This is a genomic window from Frigoribacterium sp. R86507 (genome assembly GCF_044597695.1).
Classification (GTDB): Bacteria; Actinomycetota; Actinomycetes; order Actinomycetales; family Microbacteriaceae; genus Frigoribacterium.
The window spans coordinates 1,086,795-1,105,883 of sequence record NZ_CP139002.1 but is presented as its reverse complement, the minus strand read 5'-3'; the positions used below and the strand labels follow the sequence as shown (position 1 = coordinate 1,105,883).

Below are 19,089 nucleotides of genomic sequence, written 5' to 3'. Positions count from 1 at the left end.
CGGTGGACCGGGCAGCTTCGACAGGGGACGCGACGGCCGCCGGGCGGGCACCGGGTCAGCGGAGGACGGAGCTGAGCAGCAGGCTCGTCTCGCTGTTGACGACGCCCTCGACGCTGCGGATGCGCGCCAGGACCCGGTCGAACTCGCCGAGCGACGACGTGCGCAGCTCGGCGACGAGGTCCCAGCCGCCGTTCGTCGTGTGGAGCGACGCCACCTCGGGGAAGCCCCGCAGCTGCCGGATGACGTGGTCCGTCGACCGGCCCTCGATCTCGATGAAGCCGATGGCGCGGATCAGGTCGGGGTCGTCGGCCTCACGCACCCGCACGGTGTAGCCGAGCACCGTGCCCGTCGCCTCGAGCCGGTCGAGCCGCGAGGTGATCGTCGCCCGCGTCACGCCCAACCGTCGCGCGAGGCTCGCCGCCGACTCGCGCGCGTCGACCCGCAGGGCGGCCAGGAGGCGCCGGTCCAGTTCGTCGAGATCCGCCATGACCCGAAACGTACAGCACGAGTACGCAGACCGGGTGATCGAACGTGCGAAATGGCGCTCGATGGTGATTGTGGCTGCACATCGCCCAGTCCTAGCGTGGTGCCACCCGGACGCGACGACCGAGCCGGGCCGAGCAGGAGGAGGTCGCCGTGGTGCGCTTCGTGGACGTGCAGAACATGATCCGATGGGTCACCGACCGTGGCGTCGGCCCGATCACCAGCGGCATGGTGACCGCCCTCGAGCGCGACTTCGCCCGGTGGCCCGCCTTCGACAAGTCGCCCCGCGTCGCCTCGCACAGCCCCATCGGCGTCATCGAGCTGATGCCCGCCAGCGACAGCGAGACCTACGGCTTCAAGTACGTGAACGGCCACCCGTCGAACCCCGGCCGCGGCTACCAGACCGTCACCGCGTTCGGCGTGCTCGCCGACGTCGACACGGGCTACCCGACCTTCCTCGCCGAGATGACGATCCTCACGGCGCTCCGCACCGCCGCCACGAGCGCCATGGCCGCCAAGCGCCTCGCCCGGGCCGACTCGCGCGTGCTCGCCCTGATCGGTGCCGGCTCGCAGGCCGAGTTCCAGGCCCTGGCGATGCGCGCCTCCCTCGGACTCGAGACGGTCCGCGTGTTCGACGTCGACCCCCGCGCCACCGCGAAGTTCGTCCGCAACCTCGAGCCGCTCGGGTTCGACATCACGGTGTGCGCGAGCCCCGGCGAGGCGGCCGACGGCGCCGACGTCATCACGACCTGCACGGCCGACAAGCAGAACGCGGTCGTGCTGCCCGACGAGGCCGTCCGCCCCGGCGTGCACGTCAACGCGATCGGCGGCGACTGCCCGGGCAAGACCGAGCTCGACCCCGCGACGCTCCGCCGGGCCGACGTCTTCGTCGAGTACCCCGAGCAGACGCGCGTCGAGGGCGAGATCCAGCACCAGCCCGCCGACTTCGCCGTGACCGAGCTGTGGCAGGTCGTCGCCGGGCAGCGCCCCGGGCGCACGAGCGACGAGCAGATCACGATCTTCGACTCGGTCGGCTTCGCCATCGAGGACGTCTGCGCCCTGAAGTACCTGCGCGAGGACGTCGTGGGCACCGACTACGCCGTCGAGATCGACCTCGTCGCCGATCCCGACGACCCGAAGGACCTGTTCGGCCTCGTCGCCGCCCGTCGGCCCGTCGGCGTCTGAGTCGTCGGCCACCCCGGACCGGCACCCGCCGCACGAACCGCGCCGAGACCGTCGTGACGACCCTCGCTCCCCCGCCCTGCGCCTCCTCGCCGCCCTCGACCGTCGTGGCGACGACGGCGCCCCCCGCACTCCGCGCTTCCTCGCGCGCCCGAAGCGCTCACGAGGAGGCGCGGACGACCGTCCAGTCCCCCGCCGCGGTCGTCATGGTGCGGCCGCACCACTTCACGCCGAACCCGCAGACCGCGGCCGACAACGCGTTCCAGACTGACCCGGCCGACGTCGACGCGACCCGGGTCGAGCTCGCGGCGCGCGCGTTCGACGAGGTGACCCGGGCGGCCGAGGCACTGCGCGCGGCGGGCGTCACGGTGCACCTCGTCGACGACGAGCGGACCGACCGGCCCGACGGGGTGTTCCCGAACAACTGGTTCTCGACGCACGTCGACGGCCGGGTGGTGCTGTACCCGATGCACTCGCCGAACCGCCGCAGCGAGCGACGCACGGACGTCGTCGGCCTGCTGCGCGAGCGGTACCTCGTGACCGAGGTGCTCGACCACTCGCCGCTCGAACGGCGTGGGATCGTCGTCGAGGGCACCGGCGCGCTCGTCCTCGACCACGTCGAGCGCGTCGCCTACGTCGCGCTCTCGCACCGCGCCGACCGGGCGGCCGTCGCCCGCGTCTGCTCCGACCTCGGCCACGAGCCCCTGACCTTCACCGCGACCGACGCGACGGGCGTGCCGATCTACCACACGAACGTCATGATATGCGTGGCGTCGCGGTTCGCCCTGGTCGGCCTCGAGTCGATCGAGTCGACGAGCGAACGGAGGCGCGTGGCCGAGCGCCTGTCGGCCTCCGGACGCGAGGTGGTCGCCCTGACCCGCGCCCAGCTCGGCGAGTTCGCCGGCAACGCGCTCGAACTGCAGGGGGCCGACGGGCCCGTGCTGGCGATCTCGGCACGCGGGTGGGCGTCCCTGACGCCGACGCAGCGCCGGACGATCTCGCGGCACGCCCGACCCTTGCCGCTGGAGGTGCCCACGATCGAGCTGGCCGGCGGGTCGGTGCGCTGCATGTTGGCCGGGGTGCACCTGCCGCGGCGGCCGCCGCCTCTGGCGCCGTTGCCGCCTGGATGACGCCTTGATGACGCCTTGCTGACGGGGTGAGAGCCTTGCACGCACTGCAGCTTCTCAGCACTGTCACGGTCGCTTGAGGGCACGCCCCCAGCGGACCCCCACGTACCGTCTTCTCAGGAGCCTTCTCCGCTGTTCGACCGATCGCGCCGCGCAGCCCGACCCGCCTCATCAGCCCGACCCACCCGGAGCATCCCCGTGGACGTCTCACTGACCACCTGGCTCATCACGATCGCCGTCACCATCGCGTTCTTCGTGTTCGAGTTCTTCACCCACGTGCGCAAGCCGCACGAGCCGACAATCGGCGAGTCCGCCCGCTGGTCGGCGTTCTACATCGGTCTCGCGCTGCTCTTCGGCGTCGGCATCGGATTCGTCAGCGGCTGGGGCTTCGGTGGCGAGTACTTCGCCGGCTACCTCACCGAGAAGGCGCTCTCGATCGACAACCTGTTCGTCTTCCTGCTGATCATGACCGGGTTCGCCGTGCCGCGCATGTACCAGCAGAAGGTGCTGATGATCGGCATCGTCATCGCGCTGATCATGCGCGCCGGCTTCATCGCCGCCGGCGCCGCCCTGATCGAGAACTTCTCGTGGGTCTTCTACCTCTTCGGCGCCCTGCTCTTCGTGCTGGCCTACCAGCAGATCAAGGGCGACCACGGCGGCAACGCGGCCGACAACGCCTTCGTCAAGATCGCCCGCCGCGTGCTGCCCGTCGACGACGAGTTCCACGAGGACAAGTTCACGGTCAAGAAGGGCGGCAAGCGCTTCGTCACGCCGCTGCTGCTCTGCGTCATCGCGATCGGCTTCGTCGACCTGGTGTTCGCCCTCGACTCGATCCCCGCGATCTACGGGCTCACCAACGAGGCGTACATCGTCTTCACCGCCAACGCCTTCGCCCTGATGGGTCTGCGCCAGCTGTACTTCCTGATCGGTGGACTGCTCGAGCGTCTCGTCTACCTGTCGCAGGGTCTTGCGATCATCCTCGCGTTCATCGGCGTGAAGCTCGTCTTCCACGCCCTGCACGTCAACGAGGTGCCGTTCATCAACGGCGGCGAACCGCTGCTCTGGGTGCCCGAGATCCCGATCTGGTTCTCGCTGCTCTTCATCGGCGCCACCATCACGGTCGCCACGGTCGCCAGCCTCGCCAAGACCCGCGGCGACGCCGAGAAGGCCAAGCGCGACCAGATCGACGGCGAGAAGGTCACGGTCGCCAAGGACTCGGACGACCCGACTCGCCACTAGGCCTCGGCGTCGGGCCGGCCCGACGACGCCCCGCACCGCGTTTCGTGCACGGCACCCCGACTAGTCCGGGTGCGGTGCACGAAGCGCGGTGCGGTGTCGTGTTGAGGGCTCCGCGTCCCCACGACGCGGAGCCCCCGGGCCCGTCACCCGCTGATCACGGGCGGCGGGAGTCGTCGGCCCCGTCAGCCAGCCGGCGTGCCTGCTGCGCCCGCGGTCGGCCCGGCCGCGTCCGCGGTCGGCGCGGCAGCACCGGCGGTCGGCCCGGCCGCACGTGCGGTCGGCACGACAGCGGCAGCGGCGGCCTCGAGTCGGGCGCGCAGGGCGGCCAGCTCGTGGCGCAGCGCGTCCGGCAGGGTCGACCCGAAGCGGTCGAAGAACTCGGCGGTGAGGTCGCACTCGGCGAGCCAGGCGTCCGGGGGGACCGCGAACGACTCGGCCAGCGCCTCCTCGGTGAGGTCGAGACCGGTCAGGTCGAGGGCTCCCGGCGCGGGGGCGAGGCCGAGCGGCGTCTCGACGGCGTCGGCGCTGCCCGCCAGGCGACCCGCGATCCAGGCGATCACCCGCGAGTTCTCGCCGAAGCCTGGCCAGAGGAACGAGCCGTCGGCACCCTTGCGGAACCAGTTGACCTGGAACACCCGCGGCGCCCGGTCGCCGAGCTCCGCCCCGAGCCGCAGCCAGTGCGCGAAGTAGTCGCCCATGTCGTAGCCGCAGAACGGCAGCATGGCGAACGGGTCGCGCCGCAGCTCGCCGACGACGCCCTCGGCCGCCGCGGTCTGCTCGGACGCCACCGTCGCGCCCACGAACACGCCGTGCTGCCACGATCGCGCCTCGGTCACCAGCGGCACGTTCGTCGCCCGTCGCCCGCCGAAGACGATCGCGTCGAGCGGCACGCCGTCGAACGCGTCCCAGTCGGGACTGAGCGACGGGCACTGCTCGGCCGGCGCGGTGAAGCGGGAGTTCGGGTGGGCGGCCGGGGACGAGGAGGCGCGGGTCCAGTCGTTCCCCTGCCAGTCGGTCAGGTGCTCGGGCGCCTCGTCGGTCAGCCCCTCCCACCAGACGTCGCCGTCGTCGGTCAGCGCCACGTTCGTGAAGATCGTGTTCGCGTGCAGGGTGCGGACGGCGATCGGGTTCGACGCCTCACCCGTGCCGGGGGCGACCCCGAAGAACCCGGTCTCGGGGTTCATCGCCCACAGACGGCCGTCGGCGCCGGGCTTCATCCAGGTGATGTCGTCGCCGAGGGTCTCGACGCGCCAGCCGGGCAGGGTGGGCTGCATCATCGCGAGGTTGGTCTTGCCGCAGGCCGACGGGAACGCCGCGGCGACGTGGAGAGCCCGCCCCTCGGGGCTGGTGACCTTGATCAGCAGCATGTGCTCGGCGAGCCAGCCCTCGTCTCGCCCCATCGTCGACGCGATGCGCAGCGCGAAGCACTTCTTGGCCAGCAGCGCGTTGCCGCCGTAGCCCGAGCCGAACGACCAGATCTCGCGCGTCTCGGGGAACTGGGTGATGTACTTCGTCTCGTTGCACGGCCAGGCCACGTCGTCGCGCGCGGTGCCGTCGACGTCGCGCAGGGGGTAGCCGACGCTGTGCACGCCGCGCACGAACGGCACGTCTCCGTCGGCGCCGCCGAACGCGGCCAGCGGCTCGGAACCGACGCGCGCCATGATGCGCAGGTTGAGCACGGCGTAGGCCGAGTCGGTCAGCTGCACGCCGAGCTGCGACAACGGGCCGCCGACCGGGCCCATGCTGAACGGCACGACGAACATCGTGCGTCCGCGCATCGAGCCGGCGAAGTACGGCCGGAGTTCGCGCGTCATGGCACCGGCCTCGCGCCAGTTGTTGGTCGGGCCGGCACCCGCGGGATCGGTCGTGCAGATGAAGGTGCGATCCTCGACGCGGGCGACGTCGCCGGGGTCGGTCCGGGCGAGGTAGCTGCCGGGACGCAGATCGGAGTTCAGCGGGATCAACGCCCCGCTCGCGACGAGGTCGGCCGTCAGTCGCTCGGCCTCGGCGTCCGAGCCGTCGATCCACTGCACGCCGTCGGGTTCGAGCAGGTCGACCTGCTCGGCGACCCACGCGACCAGGGCGCGGGGAGCCCACGACGGGGCGGGCACGTGGCGACGGCGCGCGGTCCGTGCCCAGTCGGTGCTCGGCGCCGAGCGCGGGACCGAGGAGGCGGGGGTCGCGTCGCTCGAGGAGGCGCGGGTCGCGTCGCCGAGGACGCCGGGGTCGAGGGGTCGGGTGGTGATCATCGCGTGGCCTCCAGGGTCAGGTCGAGCAGGTCGTCGGTCGGTTCGGTCAGCGGCGCCGCCGCCGACCGGGATGTACTTCCCTCTTCACCTGATCCGGTACGTACCGGATCAGCCCGGGAGGGGGATGTAGTCCGGGACACGTCGAGCGTCGCGGGTGCGGCCGCGTCGGCCGAGCCGGAGGCGGCTCGGGCCGGACGGGGCAGGGACGGGGGCGTTCCTCCGGCGAGGTGCTCGAGCAGGCGGACGACCTGGCAGCTGTAGCCGAACTCGTTGTCGTACCAGACGTAGAGCACGACGGGGCGGCCCGAGCCGTGGCCGCCCGCCCCGTCGCCGCCCCCGTCCTCGTCGCCGTCGCCGTCCCCGGACACCACCGTCGCCAGCCCGTCCACGACGCCCGCGTGGCGCGAGCCGACGAAGTCCGTCGACGCGACCTCGGGCGACTCGACGTAGTCGATCTGGCGGCGCAGGGGCGAGTCGAGAGAGGCCCGACGCAGGTGTGCGTTGAGCTCGTCACGGTCGACGGGCGTCCTCAGCCGCAGGTTCAGCACCGCGACCGAGACGTCCGCCGTGGGCACGCGGATCGCACTGCCGGTCAGGCGCCCGGCGAGCTGCGGCAACACCTCGGCCACGGCCTTCGCCGCCCCCGTCTCGGTGAGCACCATGTTGAGCGAAGCCGACCGCCCCCGCCGGTCACCGGGGTGGAAGTTGTCCGTCAGGTTCTGGTCGTTCGTCACCGCGTGCACGGTCTCGACGTGTCCCGACTCGACGCCCCAACGGTCGTCCAGCACGGCCAGCACCGGCGTGATCGCGTTCGTCGTGCAGGACGCCGCGGCGACCACGACGTCGTCACCTGCCGTCTCGTGGTTCACGCCGAACACGACGTTCGGGATGGCGCCCTTCCCGGGGGCCGTGAGCAGCACGCGCGACGTGCCCCGCGCCTCCAGGTGTCGTCGCAGCGACGGCTCGTCGCGCCACCGACCCGTGTTGTCGACGACGATCGCGTCACGGATGCCGTACCGCTCGTAATCGACCGTCGCGGGGTCGTCCGAGTAGATCACCTGGATCGTCGTGCCGTTCGCCACGATCGTGTCGGCCGCCTCGTCGACGACGATGGTGCCCGCGAACGGGCCGTGGATCGAATCGCGGCGCAGCAGGCTGGCCCGTTTGACGAGGTCGTCGGCCGAGCCCCGACGCACGACGACCGCCCGGAGCCGCGCACCGCCGCGGTCGCCGGCGTGCTCGATCAGCAGCCGTGCGACGAGCCGACCGATGCGGCCGAAGCCGTAGAGCACGACGTCGCGGGGCGGGGGCCCGCCGTCGCCCCGGCGTCCGACCACGTCGGCGAGTTCGGCATGCACGACGTCGACGAACGACCGGACTGGCTGCTCGTCGCGGGCGGCCCGGTGCCGAGCGCTCAGCCGGGCGAGGTCGATCGACGCCGGGCCGAGCTCGATGCCGTCGAGCAGCTGCAGCACCGCCAGGGTCTCGGCGGAATCGAGCACGTGGTCGTCGAGCTGGCGGGCGAAGCGGTGCAGCTTGAGCACGCCGACCGGCGACCGGTCGAGCAGGCTGCGTCCGTGGATCGACACGACCACGCCGTCGCGGCGCCACAGCCGACCGATCACCGGGATCATCGCCTCGGCGAGCGCCATGCGCCCGGCCCACTCGGCCTGGCGGTCGTCGTACCGGGCGGTGGTGTCGCCGAGCGGCTCCGGGGCGGCGGTGGGGGTCGGTGCCATCATCTCTTCTCTCGTCGTCGAAAGGGGTGCTTCTCCACGATGGAGGCCCGCTCTCTTGATCTGCAGATGCCCGGTGCGTAAAGATCAGGTGTTCTTTCGCGATCGTCAAAGAAGACCGCCCGAGAGGGGTGCCCCGTGGTCGATGCCGACCCCCTGCTGCTCGGCCAGGCGGTGCGGCACGCCCGCACGGCCCGTGGCCTGACCCTCGACCAGCTCGCGGCGCGGGTCGAGGTCAGTGCCAGCCAGCTGTCGCTGATCGAGACAGGTCGTCGCGAGCCCAAGATCGGGCTGGTCCGGGCGCTGGCGACGGCCCTCGACGTGCCCCTCGCGACGCTGCTGGCCGCCGAGCCGCCGAGCGAGCGGGCGGCCCTCGAGATCGAGCTGGCTCAGGCGCAGCGCGGGACGCTGTACCGGTCGCTCGGCCTGCCCGACGTGAAGGCGAACAAGGGCATGAGCACGCCGGTGCTGCAGACGATCCTCGGGCTGCACCGCGAGCTCGCCCGTCGGCACAGCGAGGCCAGCGCCACCCCCGAGGAGGCGCGGCGGGCGAACACCGAACTGCGGCTCTGGATGCGCGGGCGCGACTCCCACCTGCCCTACGTCGAGGAGGCGGCGGCCGACCTGCTCCGCACCGTGGGCCACACCTCGGGTGCCCTGTCGCACAGCAGCGTGAGCCGCATGGCCCGCGGCCTGGGGCTCGAGATCATGCACGTCTCCGACCTGCCGCACTCGGCCCGCTCGGTGATCGACCTGGCCAACGGGCGCATCTACCTGCCACCCGCCTCGATCCCGGGCGGTCACGGCCTGCGGGCGCTGGCCCTGCAGGCGATGGCGCACCGTCTGCTCGGCCACGAACGGCCCTCGACCTACGCCGAGTTCCTCAAGCAACGGCTCGAGATCAACTACTTCTCGTCGGCCTGCCTCATGCCGCTCGGTGCGGCGGTCGAGTCGCTGCAGAAGGCCAAGGCACAGCGCGACCTCTCGGTCGAGGACTTCCGCGACGGCTTCGGCGTCACCCACGAGGCGGCGGCGATGCGCATGAGCAACCTGCTGACCTCGCACCTCGGCATCCGCATGCACTTCCTGCGGGTGACGGGCGACGGGGCGATCGCCAAGGCGGCCGAGAACGACGGGCTGCCCCTGCCGACCGACGTCACCGGGGCCGTCGAGGGCCAGCTGGTCTGCCGTCACTGGGCCGCGCGCACGGCTTTCGCCCGGACGAACCGCACCACCGAGCACTACCAGTACGACGACACCCCGGCCGGCACCTTCTGGTCGGCGTCGCAGACCGGCACGACCGAGCACGACGAGTTCTCGATCACGGTGGGCGTGCCGTTCGCCGACGCGAAGTGGTTCCGCGGACGCGACACCGAGCGTCGCGAGACCTCGACCTGCCCCGACGAGTCGTGTTGCCGTCGCCCTTCGGCCGGGCTCACGGCGAGGTGGCGCGACGCCGCGTGGCCGAGCGCCCGCCTGCACGCGCACGTGCTGGCACCGTTGCCGTCCGGCACCTTCCCCGGCGTCGAGGACACCGAGGTCTACGAGTTCCTCGACCGGCATGCCGACTGAGACGCTCGCGCTGCTGCTCGGCCGGTGGGCCGTCACGCGCGAGATCGACGACCACCGCACCGGCGAGCGCGCCCGCTTCGACGGGACGGCGACGATCGAGGAGGCGCGGGCGGGTTCCGACCTCGTGGCGACCTACGACGAGTCCGGCGAACTGATCGTGGCCGATCGGCGGACGCCCGCCACCCGGCGGCTCGGCTACGCGGCCCGGGGTGACGGCTCGCTCGACGTGCGGTTCGCCGACGGCCGGCACTTCGTCGACCTCGACCTGCGCTCGGGGACCTGGGAGGCGCACCACCCGTGCGCACCGGACAGCTACCTGGTCGAGACCCGGGTGCTCTCGCCGGTGTCGTTCGAGGAGCGGTGGACGGTGCGCGGCCCGGCCAAGTCGTACGACGCGCTCACGACGTACGAGCGGCTGCCGACGCATCCCGCCACGAAGTGAACAACCCGCCACACGTTTGCGTGGCGGGTTGTTTATCTCGTGGCGGGGTGGCGGGCCGGCGCGCGGTGTCGCGGTCGGCGCGCCGGGTGGAGGGCCGGCGGCGGCGCGGCGGTGCCGAGCTAGAGCTTGGCGGCGAGCTCGGCGTCGGTCGGCTCGACCAGGTGGCTGCCGTCGGGGAACACCACGACGGGGATCTGAGTGCGACCGCTGACGGCGTAGGCGCGATCGGCACCGTCGGCGACGGCCTCGAGGTCGACGTAGTCGTAGGCCACGCCCTCGCGGTCGAGCAGCGCCTTCGAGCGGCGGCAGTCACGGCACCACTCGGCGCCGAACATCAGGATGCGGTCGGGGGCGGTGTCGGTGCTCATGGCGACCAGGGTACGCGCGGTGACGGGGCGCGGGCACGCCACCCGCGCCTCCTCGTCCTCGACGGGCCGCGGCGAGCGCCCGCTCGCCGCTCGCCGCTCGCCGCGAGCGAACGGCGTTCGGTTTCTCGTTCGGGGGCCTTGCGAGCCCCGGGGGGTGGCATGTCACACTGGATGAGCGCCCTCGTCGTGGAGTGGCAATCCCCCCAATCCACCCGCCAGCAGCATGGCCCGCGACGAGTGTGCTGCATCGTGCAGACCGGGGTCGACCACGAGTCGGCCGCCGACGTCCACGATGCCCCCGACGAGATCATCGTCGTGCGCACGCGCCACGGACCCGGAGGCAATCCCGTGACCGACACCCTTCTACGCCCGCCCGAGACCTCGAGCACGCCCGCCGTGCGCACGCCCGCCGCGGGCACGTCCGCCGCCGCGCCTCCCCGCCGCTCGTCGACCGGGCACCCGCGCGACACCCGCCCCACGCCCCAGCCGCACCGCCTGACCGCCTCGGGCGTCGTCGGAATCGCCGTGCTCGGGCTGGCGACGTTCTTCGCGATCACCACCGAGCTGAGCCCGGTCGGACTGCTCTCGACCATGAGCGCCGACCTCGGCGTGAGCGAGGCGCGCATGGGCGTCGTGGTCACGGTCTACGCCGTGGCCGTCGCCGCGCTCGCCCTGCCGCTCACCTGGGCCACCGCGCGGTTCCCCCGCAAGGCCGTGCTCGTCACGACCCTGGTCGGCTACACCGCCTCGAACCTGATGGTCGCGCTCGCGCCGAGCTTCGGCGTGCTGCTGACCGGCCGCGTGGTCGGCGGCATCGCGCACGCCCTGTTCTTCTCGGTCGCGTCGGCCTACGCGACGCGCATCGTGCCGCCGCGCCTGGCCGGACGCGCGATCGCGTTCGTCTACTCGGGCAGCTCGCTGGGCTTCGTCGTGGGCGTGCCGCTCGCGACGACGGTCGGCGACCAGCTCGGCTGGCGTCCCGCCGTGGGTGCGGTCGCCGTCGCCACCGCGGTGCTGGCCGTCGTGGCCGCGCTGTTCCTGCCGCACGTCCAGGGCGAGTCGTCGCCGCACGTCGGTTCGGTGCGGTCGTGGGCGCGCTCGGGACTGTTGGCCGTGGTCGTGGCCGACCTCATGCTCTTCGCCGGCCACTACGTCGTCTACACCTTCATCGGCCCGTACCTGACGGGAGCCGGCCTCGGCGAGGACCTCGTCGGCGGCGCCCTGCTCGTGCTCGGCGGTACGGGCGTGGTCGGCCTGCTCGCGGCCGGCGCGTTCGTCGACCGGGCCCCTCGCCAGACCCTGATCGTCGCGGTCGCCGTGATGATCGGCGCCCTCGCGGCCCTGCCGTTCGTGCACGGCTCACTCGTCGGCACCTTCGTCGTCGCCGGCCTGTGGATGGCCGCCAACGGCACGACCGGCACCCTCTTCATGGCCGCGGCGATCCGCACGGGCGGGGTCAGCCCGGACATCGCCGGCGCACTGATCAACGCGGGCTCGAACGTCGGCATCGCCGCCGGTGCCGCGATCGGCGGTCAGGTCTACGGGATGTCGGGCCTCGCCACGGTGCCGTTCGCGGCCGCGGCGATCGTCGCGATCAGCCTCGTCGTGATCGTCGCGGGCCGACGTGGGTTCCCGCGGACCGGTCACGCCCAGGCGAACCTGTCGACCTCGTCGCTCGCGGTCATCACGTCGTCGGTGGCGGTCGTCACGACGTCGATCCCGACCGTCGGCCAGGGCCGAGGCGGGCGTCGCCCCCGCCGCTAGGACACCAGGAGGCGCGGGTCGCGTCCTCGGCACCGCGACCCGCGCTCGGTCCGCCCTTGTACCCCGATGTCCCCCACAAGGCGGACGAAATCACCCCTGCTCTGGGGACTCCATTCGACAAACAAGAAGCTTTATTGTCGAAACATCCACTTCCGTGGAGCCCCCGTTCCCGTGGGGGCGACGCGCGGGCGCCTGAACCCCCGCGTGTCGAGCAGGACCGACGTCCGACCGGATCCGACCCGGCCGGACGCCCCCACCCGAGGACACCACCAGCCCATGTCGCTTCTCCGCGCCTCCGTGCGCCCCCGTCGTCGCGCCCTCTCGTTCGCGGCCTTCGCCACCGCCTCCCTACTGGCGGCCGTCGCCGTGACGCAGGCCGTCGCGCCGGCACCCGCGCTGGCCGCGGCCGCGCTCTCGTGCGACCAGAACACGATCTACGCCACGGCGGGCCAGGGCCAGTTCGTCGCGATCAACGTCGCCGCGAACACGGTGTCCGACGTGATCGCCGGGTCGGCCACGCCGTTCTCGCCCGCGAACAACGGTCTCGGCGTCGGACGCAACGGCCTCGACGCCTACGCCTTCACCAACGGCCAGGCGAACAACTCGAACGGCAACACGCTCGCACGCTACGACTCGGCGGCCGGTGCGGTCACGACCGTCGCCAACGCCAACCCGTCGGGCGCCCCCGCCTCGACGCTGCGCGGTGCGGTCAACCCGGTCACCGGCATCTACTACTACGCGACCGGTGGCGACCCGGCCACGATCTCGGCCTACGACCCCAAGACCGGTGACAAGATCGGCGTCGTCGGTCGCATCCCCGGCCTGCAGGCCGGCAACGGCGACTTCGCCTTCAGCACGCAGGGGCTGCTCTTCGTCGTGGCGAGCAACGCGGTCTACCGCCTCAACGACGAGACGATCCCGACCACGGCCGGCACCACCTCGCTCGCCGCCACCAAGCTGACCGACCTGCCCACCGGCACCAACAGCCCGGGCATCGCGTTCTCGTCCGACGGCTACCTCTACGTCTCGTCCGGCATGCAGATCATCAAGCTCGACTCGAGCTCGGGTGCCGAGGTCAGCCGCATGACCACGCCGGCGATCAGCAACATCGCCTCGTACACCGACCTCGCGAGCTGCAACTACGCCAACACCCTGACCGGCAAGGCGGATGTCACGGGCCGCTGGAAGTCCGGCGACCAGTTCGCGCTCAAGGTCGACGGCGGCAACCTGTCAGCGCCCTCCACCGCGACGACGTCCGGCAACGCGACCGGGGTCCAGGCCCAGAAGGCCGGCGCCGCACTCGCTATCCCGGCCCGCACGTACACCGTCTCGCAGACGGCGGGCAACAGCACGACCCGCCTCGCCGACTACTCGACCACCTACCGGTGCGCGAACGTCAACGACGACGCGACCGTCGCCTCCGGCTCGGGCAACACCGCGCAGTTCTCGTTCCCCGCCGCGACGAGCGCCGACGGCACCGACGTCGTCTGCACCTTCGTCAACACCGTCTCGGCGTCCTCGGCCGCAGCCTCCGACGACTCCGGGACCACCGCCTCCGGAACCACCCTGACCGTCGGCGCCCCCGGCGTCCTCTCCAACGACGCCGGCACCGACCTGACCGTGACGTCGAACACGCAGCCGGCGAACGGCCGGGCCACCGTCGCGGCCGACGGCTCGTACACCTACACGCCCGCGAAGGGCTTCTCGGGCACCGACACCTTCCAGTACACGACGACCGACGGAGGCGGTGGCACGTCGACCTCGACGGTCACGATCACCGTCACCCCGGCCGGCAGCGACGACGTCGCGACCGCTCGCGCCGGCCAGGCCCTCGTGGTCGACGCCGCCTCGGGCGTGCTGTCGAACGACTCGGGCAGCGGTCTGACCGCCGCCGTCGCGACCGGACCCTCGCACGGCTCCCTCGTACTCGGCCGGGACGGCTCGTTCCGGTACGTCCCGGCGGACGGCTTCTCGGGCACCGACACCTTCACCTACACGGCGACCGACACCGAAGGCCGGAGCACCACGAGCACCGTGACGCTCACCGTGCTGCCCACCGCCGTCGACGACACGGCCACCGCGGTCGCAGGGACCCCGACGACCATCGCCGGCAGCGCCCTGACCGCGAACGACGACGGCATCGACACCAAGGTCACCGCCGTCGGGACGCCGGGTCACGGCACCGCGTCGGTCACCCCCGCGGGCGACGTGCTCTACACACCGGCCGACGACTTCTCGGGCACCGACACCGTCGACTACACCGTCACCGACGGCAACGGCGGCACCGACACCGGCACGGTGACCGTGACCGTCGCGCCTCGCGCCTCGGCCGACACCGTCGACGCCGTCGCGGGCTCGCCCCTGGACGTGCCCGCCGGGCGTGGACTGCTCAGCAACGACGGGGGCAGCGGCCCGCTCAGCGCGGCGCTCGCCACGGCCCCGACGAACGGCACCGTCGTCGTCAACCCCGACGGCTCGTACGTCTACACGCCGGTGAAGGGCTTCTCGGGCACCGACACCTTCACCTACACGCTGACCGACACGAACGGCGTGACGAGTACCGGGACGGTCACCGTCGCCGTCGCCCCGAAGGCCGTCGACGACACCGTCACCGTCGTCGCGGGTGGCAACGCTCACGTCGACGGTCCCGGCGTCCTCGGCAACGACCTCGGCACCGGCCTCAGCGCCGCGATCGTGACCGGCCCGCAGCACGGCACCGCGACCATCGCCCCGAACGGCGAGTTCGACTACACGCCGGCACCCGGCTTCTCGGGCACCGACACCGTGACCTACCAGGCCACCGATGCCGCCGGCCGCACCGCGACGGCGACGGTGACGATCACCGTGAAGCCGGTGGCCGTCGACGACCAGGTCACCACTTCCTCCGACACGACCGTCACCACCGCGGCTCCCGGCTTGCTCGGCAACGACCTCGGGACCGGGCTGCGCGTGACCGACCACGGCACGCCCGCGCACGGCACCGTGACGGTCGACCCGGACGGCACCTGGAGCTACACGCCGGATGCCGGCACCTCGGGCACCGACTCGTTCGAGTACCGGGTGACGGACGCCGCAGGGCAGACCGCGACGGCTCGCGCCTGGGTCGTCGTCGGCGACCTGGCCATGGCCGACCGGGGCACCGCGACCGCCGGTCGCGACCTGACCGTGCCGGCGAAGGACGGCCTGCTCTCGAACGACCGCGGCACCGGACTGACGGCCGCGCTCGACGGAACCCCGCGTCACGGCGACGTGACCGTCGCGAAGGACGGTTCGTACGTCTACACCCCGACGAAGGGCTTCTCGGGCACCGACAGCTTCACCTACACCGCGACCGACGCCGAGAAGCAGACGAGCACGGGCATCGTGACGATCGTCGTCCTGCCCGACGCCGTGGACGACGGGACCTCGACGAAGGCCGGCACCCCGGTCACCGTCGCGGCGCCCGGCGTGCTCGGCAACGACCTCGGCACCGACCTGCGCGCCGAGCTCGTGGAAGCCCCGGCGCACGGCACCGCGACCATCGCGGCCGGCGGCACGATCAGCTACACGCCCGCCGACGGCTTCTCGGGCACCGACCGACTGACCTACCGCGCCACCGACGCGTCCGGTGGGTCGGACGTCGCCACGGTGACGATCCACGTCGGACCGATCGTCGTCGACGACTCCCCCGCCGGAGGCACCACCGCCGACCAGCCCCTCGTGGTGGACGCCGACCACGGCGTGCTGTCGAACGACACGGGCACCGGCCTGACCGCGACCGTCACCGACCAGCCGAAGGCCGGCACGGTCACGATGGCACCCGACGGCTCGTACACCTACACGCCGAAGCCCGGTACCTCGGGCAAGGACTCGTTCGGCTACGAGGTCACGGACGGCAACGGTCAGACCGGCACGGGCATCGTGACGATCGTGGTCAGCCCCAAGGCCGCCCCCGACGTCGCCACGGTCGTGGCCGGTGACCGTGTCACGGTCGCCGCACCGGGTGTGCTCGGCAACGACGTCGGAACCGGCCTGACCGTCACCGCGGCGACCCCGGCCGCGCACGGGACGGTCACGATCGCGCCGGACGGCACCGTCGACTACACACCGGCCCCCGGCTTCTCGGGAGACGACATCGTGGTCTACACGGTCGGCGACCGTGACGGCGGCAGCGCCACGGCGACGGTCACCGTCACGGTGACGCCCCGCGCCCTCGACGACCGCTACTCGACGCCTGCCGGCACCGCGCTCTCGGTGCCCGCCCCGGGTCTGCTGGTGAACGACCTCGGCACCGGCCTGACCGTGACGGGCGTCGGCACCCCGGCGCACGGCACGATCGACACCCGGTCGAACGGGTCGTTCGTCTACACGCCGGTCGCCGGTTTCTCGGGCACCGACCGGGTCGAGTACACCGTGACCGATTCGGCCGGCCGGTCGACGAAGGCCACCGCGACCGTCGTCGTCGGCGCCCTGGCCGTCGACGACACCGGCAGCACGCGCGCCGGCACCCCGCTGACCGTCGACGCCGGGCACGGCGTGCTCTCGAACGACTCGGGCAGCTCGCTGACCGCGACGCTCGACGCGGCACCGACGCACGGCCTGGTCGAGCTCGCTCGCGACGGCTCGTACGTCTACACGCCGAAGGCCGGCTTCTCGGGCACCGACGCGTTCACGTACACGGCGACCGACGGTGAAGGACAGACCCGCACGGGCACCGTCACCATCACGGTGCTGCCGACGGCGGTCGACGACGCGGCCTCGACGCCGGCCGACACGACGCTGACCGTCGACGCGCCGGGCGTGCTGGGCAACGACCTCGGCACCGGCCTCCGCGTCACCTCGACGGGCCCCGCCGCTCACGGCACGGTCACGATCGCCCCCAGCGGTCGCCTGGTCTACACGCCGACCGCCGGGTACTCGGGGAAGGACCCCGTGACCTACACGGTCACCGACCGTGACGGCGGCACCGCGACCGCCACGGTCACCATCACCGTGCGCGTCAAGGCCGTGAACGACTCGAACAGGACGATCGCCGGCAAGCGACTCGTCTCGGGCAGGGTCGGCGGCGTGATGCGCAACGACGACGGGTCGGCCCTCTGGGTCGCCCTGGCGTCCGAGCCGTCGCACGGCACCGTGTCGCTCGACCTCGACGGCGCATACGACTACATGCCGAACGCCGGCTTCGTCGGGGTCGACACCTTCGACTACACGGCGACCGACGAGGCCGGACAGACCGCCCGCGCCACCGTGGACATCACGGTGCTGGGCGCGGCCGTCGCGGTCGACGACCAGCAGCGCGGCACGACCGACCACCCGGTCACCGTCGACGTCACGGCGAACGACGCCCCCACCGAGGGAGCGACCTTCGACCGCGGCACCGTCGTCATCGTCGACCCGGCGACCGGTGACGGGGTCAGCACGCTGACCGTGCCCGACCAGGGCACCTGGACGGTCGTCGACGGCGACGTCGTCTTCACCCCCGCGGCGGGCTTCGACTCGAAGGCCTCGGTGCAGTACCGCGTGACCGACACGGCCGGCGAGACGGTCCAGGCCGTCGTCACGGTGTCGTTCCCGATGATCCTGTCGGCGACGCAGCTGGCCTTCACCGGCAGCGCGTCGGTGCTCGGCATCGCCGCCATGGCCCTGCTCGGGGTCGCCCTCGGCCTGGCGCTCTCGCGTCGCGGTCGTCGCGTGGTCGGCCCGATCCGAGGCCGTCGCCGGGCCGAGTAGCCCTCGCCACACCGACGTCCCCGTCCGCTCCCCCCTCCTCCCGAGGCGGCGAGCGGGCGGGGACGTCCGTCGTTCAGGAGGCGCGGTGCGAGTCCCCGAGGACGACGACGCGAATTCTGCGACCCGGCCCGTGGGCTGAGCCGCTAGCGCTGGCTCGTCGCGGCGTACCGCTCGGCGAGGGCGGCGAACGCGTCCGCCAGTTCTGGTGGACCGAGCACGTCCATCGCCACGTCGAACCGCCCGAAGGACGCCGCGAGTGAGCCCCACGACCAGGAGCCCGCCTCGAGGGTGCACCGCTGGTCGTCCACCGCGATCACGGTTCCGTCGCCGGCGAACGGCAACACGTCGTGTGCCGGCAGGTGCAGGACGACGGTGCCGCGGCAGGCCCACTCGTCGACGTCCGACCCCTTGAAGCGTGCCGACACGAAGGCGTCGACGTCCCCTCCCGGGACGGTCCTCGGGGTGAAGCGGGGCCCGTTCGGCGTTCGCGGGCGAACACGGTCGACGCGGTGGAGCCGCCAGTCGTCGCGGTCCAGGTCCCATCCGACGAGGTACCAGCGGCCGTGGGACGCGACCAGGTGGTGCGGCTCGACACGGCGGGGCGGGCGGAGCTCTCGACCTCCACCGACCGCTTCGTCGTCACCCGCGGCATCGCGTGCCGGGTAGTCGAAACGGAGGGTCTCGTGGTCCCTGACGGCGTCGGACACCGTCACGAGTACGTCGAGGGAGACGGGGTTCGGGGGCGCGTCGCCGGGACGCCCGACGGTGGTGACGTGCAGGGCGTCGAGGCGATGACGCAGCCGGGAGGGCATCACCTGCCGGATCGTGGCGAGGGCACGGATGGCGGCCTCGCCGATGCGGGCATCGATGCCGGGTGCGGTCTGCAAGGCGACGGCCAGGGCGAGGGCCTGGTCGTCGTCGAACAACAACGGGGGCAGTTCGCTGCCGGCGTCCAGTCGGTAGCCGCCGTCGACGCCCATCGTGGCGTGGATGGCGTAGCCCAGCTCGCGCAGTCGGTCGACGTCCCGTCGCACCGTCCGGTCGCTGACGTCCAGACGGGCCGCGAGGAGCGACCCCGGCCAGTCCCGCCGCGTCTGCAGCAAGGACAGCAGGTTCAGCAGTCGTGAAGTCGTCGTCACGGTTCTGACTTTATGCGCGATCTAGGCCAGAACCTGACCTACATGCCGGGAAAGCTTGACCCGTCGAGCCACACCGGCC

General features: G+C 72.4%; 12 protein-coding genes. 7 read left to right on the top strand and 5 right to left on the bottom strand.

The annotated features are described in order from the left end of the window. Nucleotides 1-55: 55 nt before the first annotated feature. Nucleotides 56-487 carry an Lrp/AsnC family transcriptional regulator gene (locus SJY14_RS05345; protein ID WP_054146944.1) on the bottom strand — a complete coding sequence of 144 codons (432 nt, stop codon included), beginning with the start codon at nt 485-487 and terminating at the stop codon, nt 56-58. A gap of 149 nt (nt 488-636) precedes the next feature. Between SJY14_RS05345 and SJY14_RS05340 the strand changes: the two genes are divergently transcribed. The 3 genes from SJY14_RS05340 to SJY14_RS05330 all read left to right on the top strand — a co-directional run bounded on the left by SJY14_RS05340 (nt 637) and on the right by SJY14_RS05330 (nt 4,031). Next, nucleotides 637-1,668, top strand: a complete 1,032-nt coding sequence (locus SJY14_RS05340) for an ornithine cyclodeaminase (protein ID WP_055974365.1) — start codon at nt 637-639, stop codon at nt 1,666-1,668. Nucleotides 1,669-1,721: 53 nt separating this feature from the next. Next, nucleotides 1,722-2,795, top strand: coding sequence for a citrulline utilization hydrolase CtlX (gene ctlX / locus SJY14_RS05335; protein ID WP_396600004.1), 1,074 nt, complete (start codon nt 1,722-1,724; stop codon nt 2,793-2,795). A 195-nt stretch (nt 2,796-2,990) separates the two neighbouring features. Beyond that, on the top strand, nt 2,991-4,031 hold the full coding sequence (locus tag SJY14_RS05330) for a TerC family protein (RefSeq protein WP_396600003.1): 1,041 nt from the start codon (nt 2,991-2,993) through the stop codon (nt 4,029-4,031). A gap of 182 nt (nt 4,032-4,213) precedes the next feature. On the opposite strand, the gene SJY14_RS05325 is transcribed toward SJY14_RS05330, so the two are convergent. Together SJY14_RS05325 and SJY14_RS05320 are read right to left on the bottom strand one after the other, a co-directional pair. Beyond that, complete coding sequence (locus tag SJY14_RS05325; protein ID WP_396600002.1) at nt 4,214-6,280, bottom strand: phosphoenolpyruvate carboxykinase (GTP); 2,067 nt, start codon at nt 6,278-6,280, stop codon at nt 4,214-4,216. Beyond that, nucleotides 6,277-8,022 carry a glyceraldehyde-3-phosphate dehydrogenase gene (locus SJY14_RS05320; protein WP_396600001.1) on the bottom strand — a complete coding sequence of 582 codons (1,746 nt, stop codon included), beginning with the start codon at nt 8,020-8,022 and terminating at the stop codon, nt 6,277-6,279. The genes SJY14_RS05325 and SJY14_RS05320 overlap by 4 nt, the downstream gene beginning before the upstream one ends. 132 nt (nt 8,023-8,154) lie before the next feature. Between SJY14_RS05320 and SJY14_RS05315 the strand changes: the two genes are divergently transcribed. Both SJY14_RS05315 and SJY14_RS05310 read left to right on the top strand, forming a co-directional pair. Next, nucleotides 8,155-9,588, top strand: a complete 1,434-nt coding sequence (locus SJY14_RS05315) for a helix-turn-helix domain-containing protein (RefSeq protein WP_396600000.1) — start codon at nt 8,155-8,157, stop codon at nt 9,586-9,588. Further along, nucleotides 9,578-10,030, top strand: a complete 453-nt coding sequence (locus tag SJY14_RS05310) for a DUF6314 family protein (protein WP_396599999.1) — start codon at nt 9,578-9,580, stop codon at nt 10,028-10,030. Before SJY14_RS05315 ends, SJY14_RS05310 begins: the two co-directional genes overlap by 11 nt. 119 nt (nt 10,031-10,149) lie before the next feature. Here the strand turns inward: SJY14_RS05310 and SJY14_RS05305 are convergent, their stop codons facing one another. Next, the gene (locus tag SJY14_RS05305; protein ID WP_043594734.1) at nt 10,150-10,398 is read right to left on the bottom strand and encodes a glutaredoxin domain-containing protein; all 249 of its coding nucleotides are present in this window, start codon (nt 10,396-10,398) and stop codon (nt 10,150-10,152) included. Between the two features lie 249 nt (nt 10,399-10,647). Here SJY14_RS05305 and SJY14_RS05300 point away from each other — a divergent pair, with 249 nt between their 5' ends. Both SJY14_RS05300 and SJY14_RS05295 read left to right on the top strand, forming a co-directional pair. Then, on the top strand, nt 10,648-12,162 hold the full coding sequence (locus SJY14_RS05300) for an MFS transporter (protein WP_396599998.1): 1,515 nt from the start codon (nt 10,648-10,650) through the stop codon (nt 12,160-12,162). Between the two features lie 276 nt (nt 12,163-12,438). Next, nucleotides 12,439-17,871, top strand: a complete 5,433-nt coding sequence (locus SJY14_RS05295) for a beta strand repeat-containing protein (protein ID WP_396599997.1) — start codon at nt 12,439-12,441, stop codon at nt 17,869-17,871. Between the two features lie 143 nt (nt 17,872-18,014). Here the strand turns inward: SJY14_RS05295 and SJY14_RS05290 are convergent, their stop codons facing one another. After that, nucleotides 18,015-19,010 (bottom strand): helix-turn-helix transcriptional regulator, encoded by a 996-nt coding sequence (locus SJY14_RS05290; protein ID WP_396599996.1) that lies wholly within the window; start codon nt 19,008-19,010, stop codon nt 18,015-18,017. Between the last annotated feature and the right edge of the window lie 79 nt (nt 19,011-19,089).

Coding starts and splice junctions, on each gene's coding strand:
- SJY14_RS05345 (WP_054146944.1), bottom strand. CDS start 487: ATGGCGGATCTCGACGAACTGGACCGGCGCCTCCTGGCCGCCCTGCGG.
- SJY14_RS05320 (WP_396600001.1), bottom strand. CDS start 8,022: ATGATGGCACCGACCCCCACCGCCGCCCCGGAGCCGCTCGGCGACACC.
- SJY14_RS05325 (WP_396600002.1), bottom strand. CDS start 6,280: ATGATCACCACCCGACCCCTCGACCCCGGCGTCCTCGGCGACGCGACC.
- SJY14_RS05305 (WP_043594734.1), bottom strand. CDS start 10,398: ATGAGCACCGACACCGCCCCCGACCGCATCCTGATGTTCGGCGCCGAG.
- SJY14_RS05310 (WP_396599999.1), top strand. CDS start 9,578: ATGCCGACTGAGACGCTCGCGCTGCTGCTCGGCCGGTGGGCCGTCACG.
- SJY14_RS05295 (WP_396599997.1), top strand. CDS start 12,439: ATGTCGCTTCTCCGCGCCTCCGTGCGCCCCCGTCGTCGCGCCCTCTCG.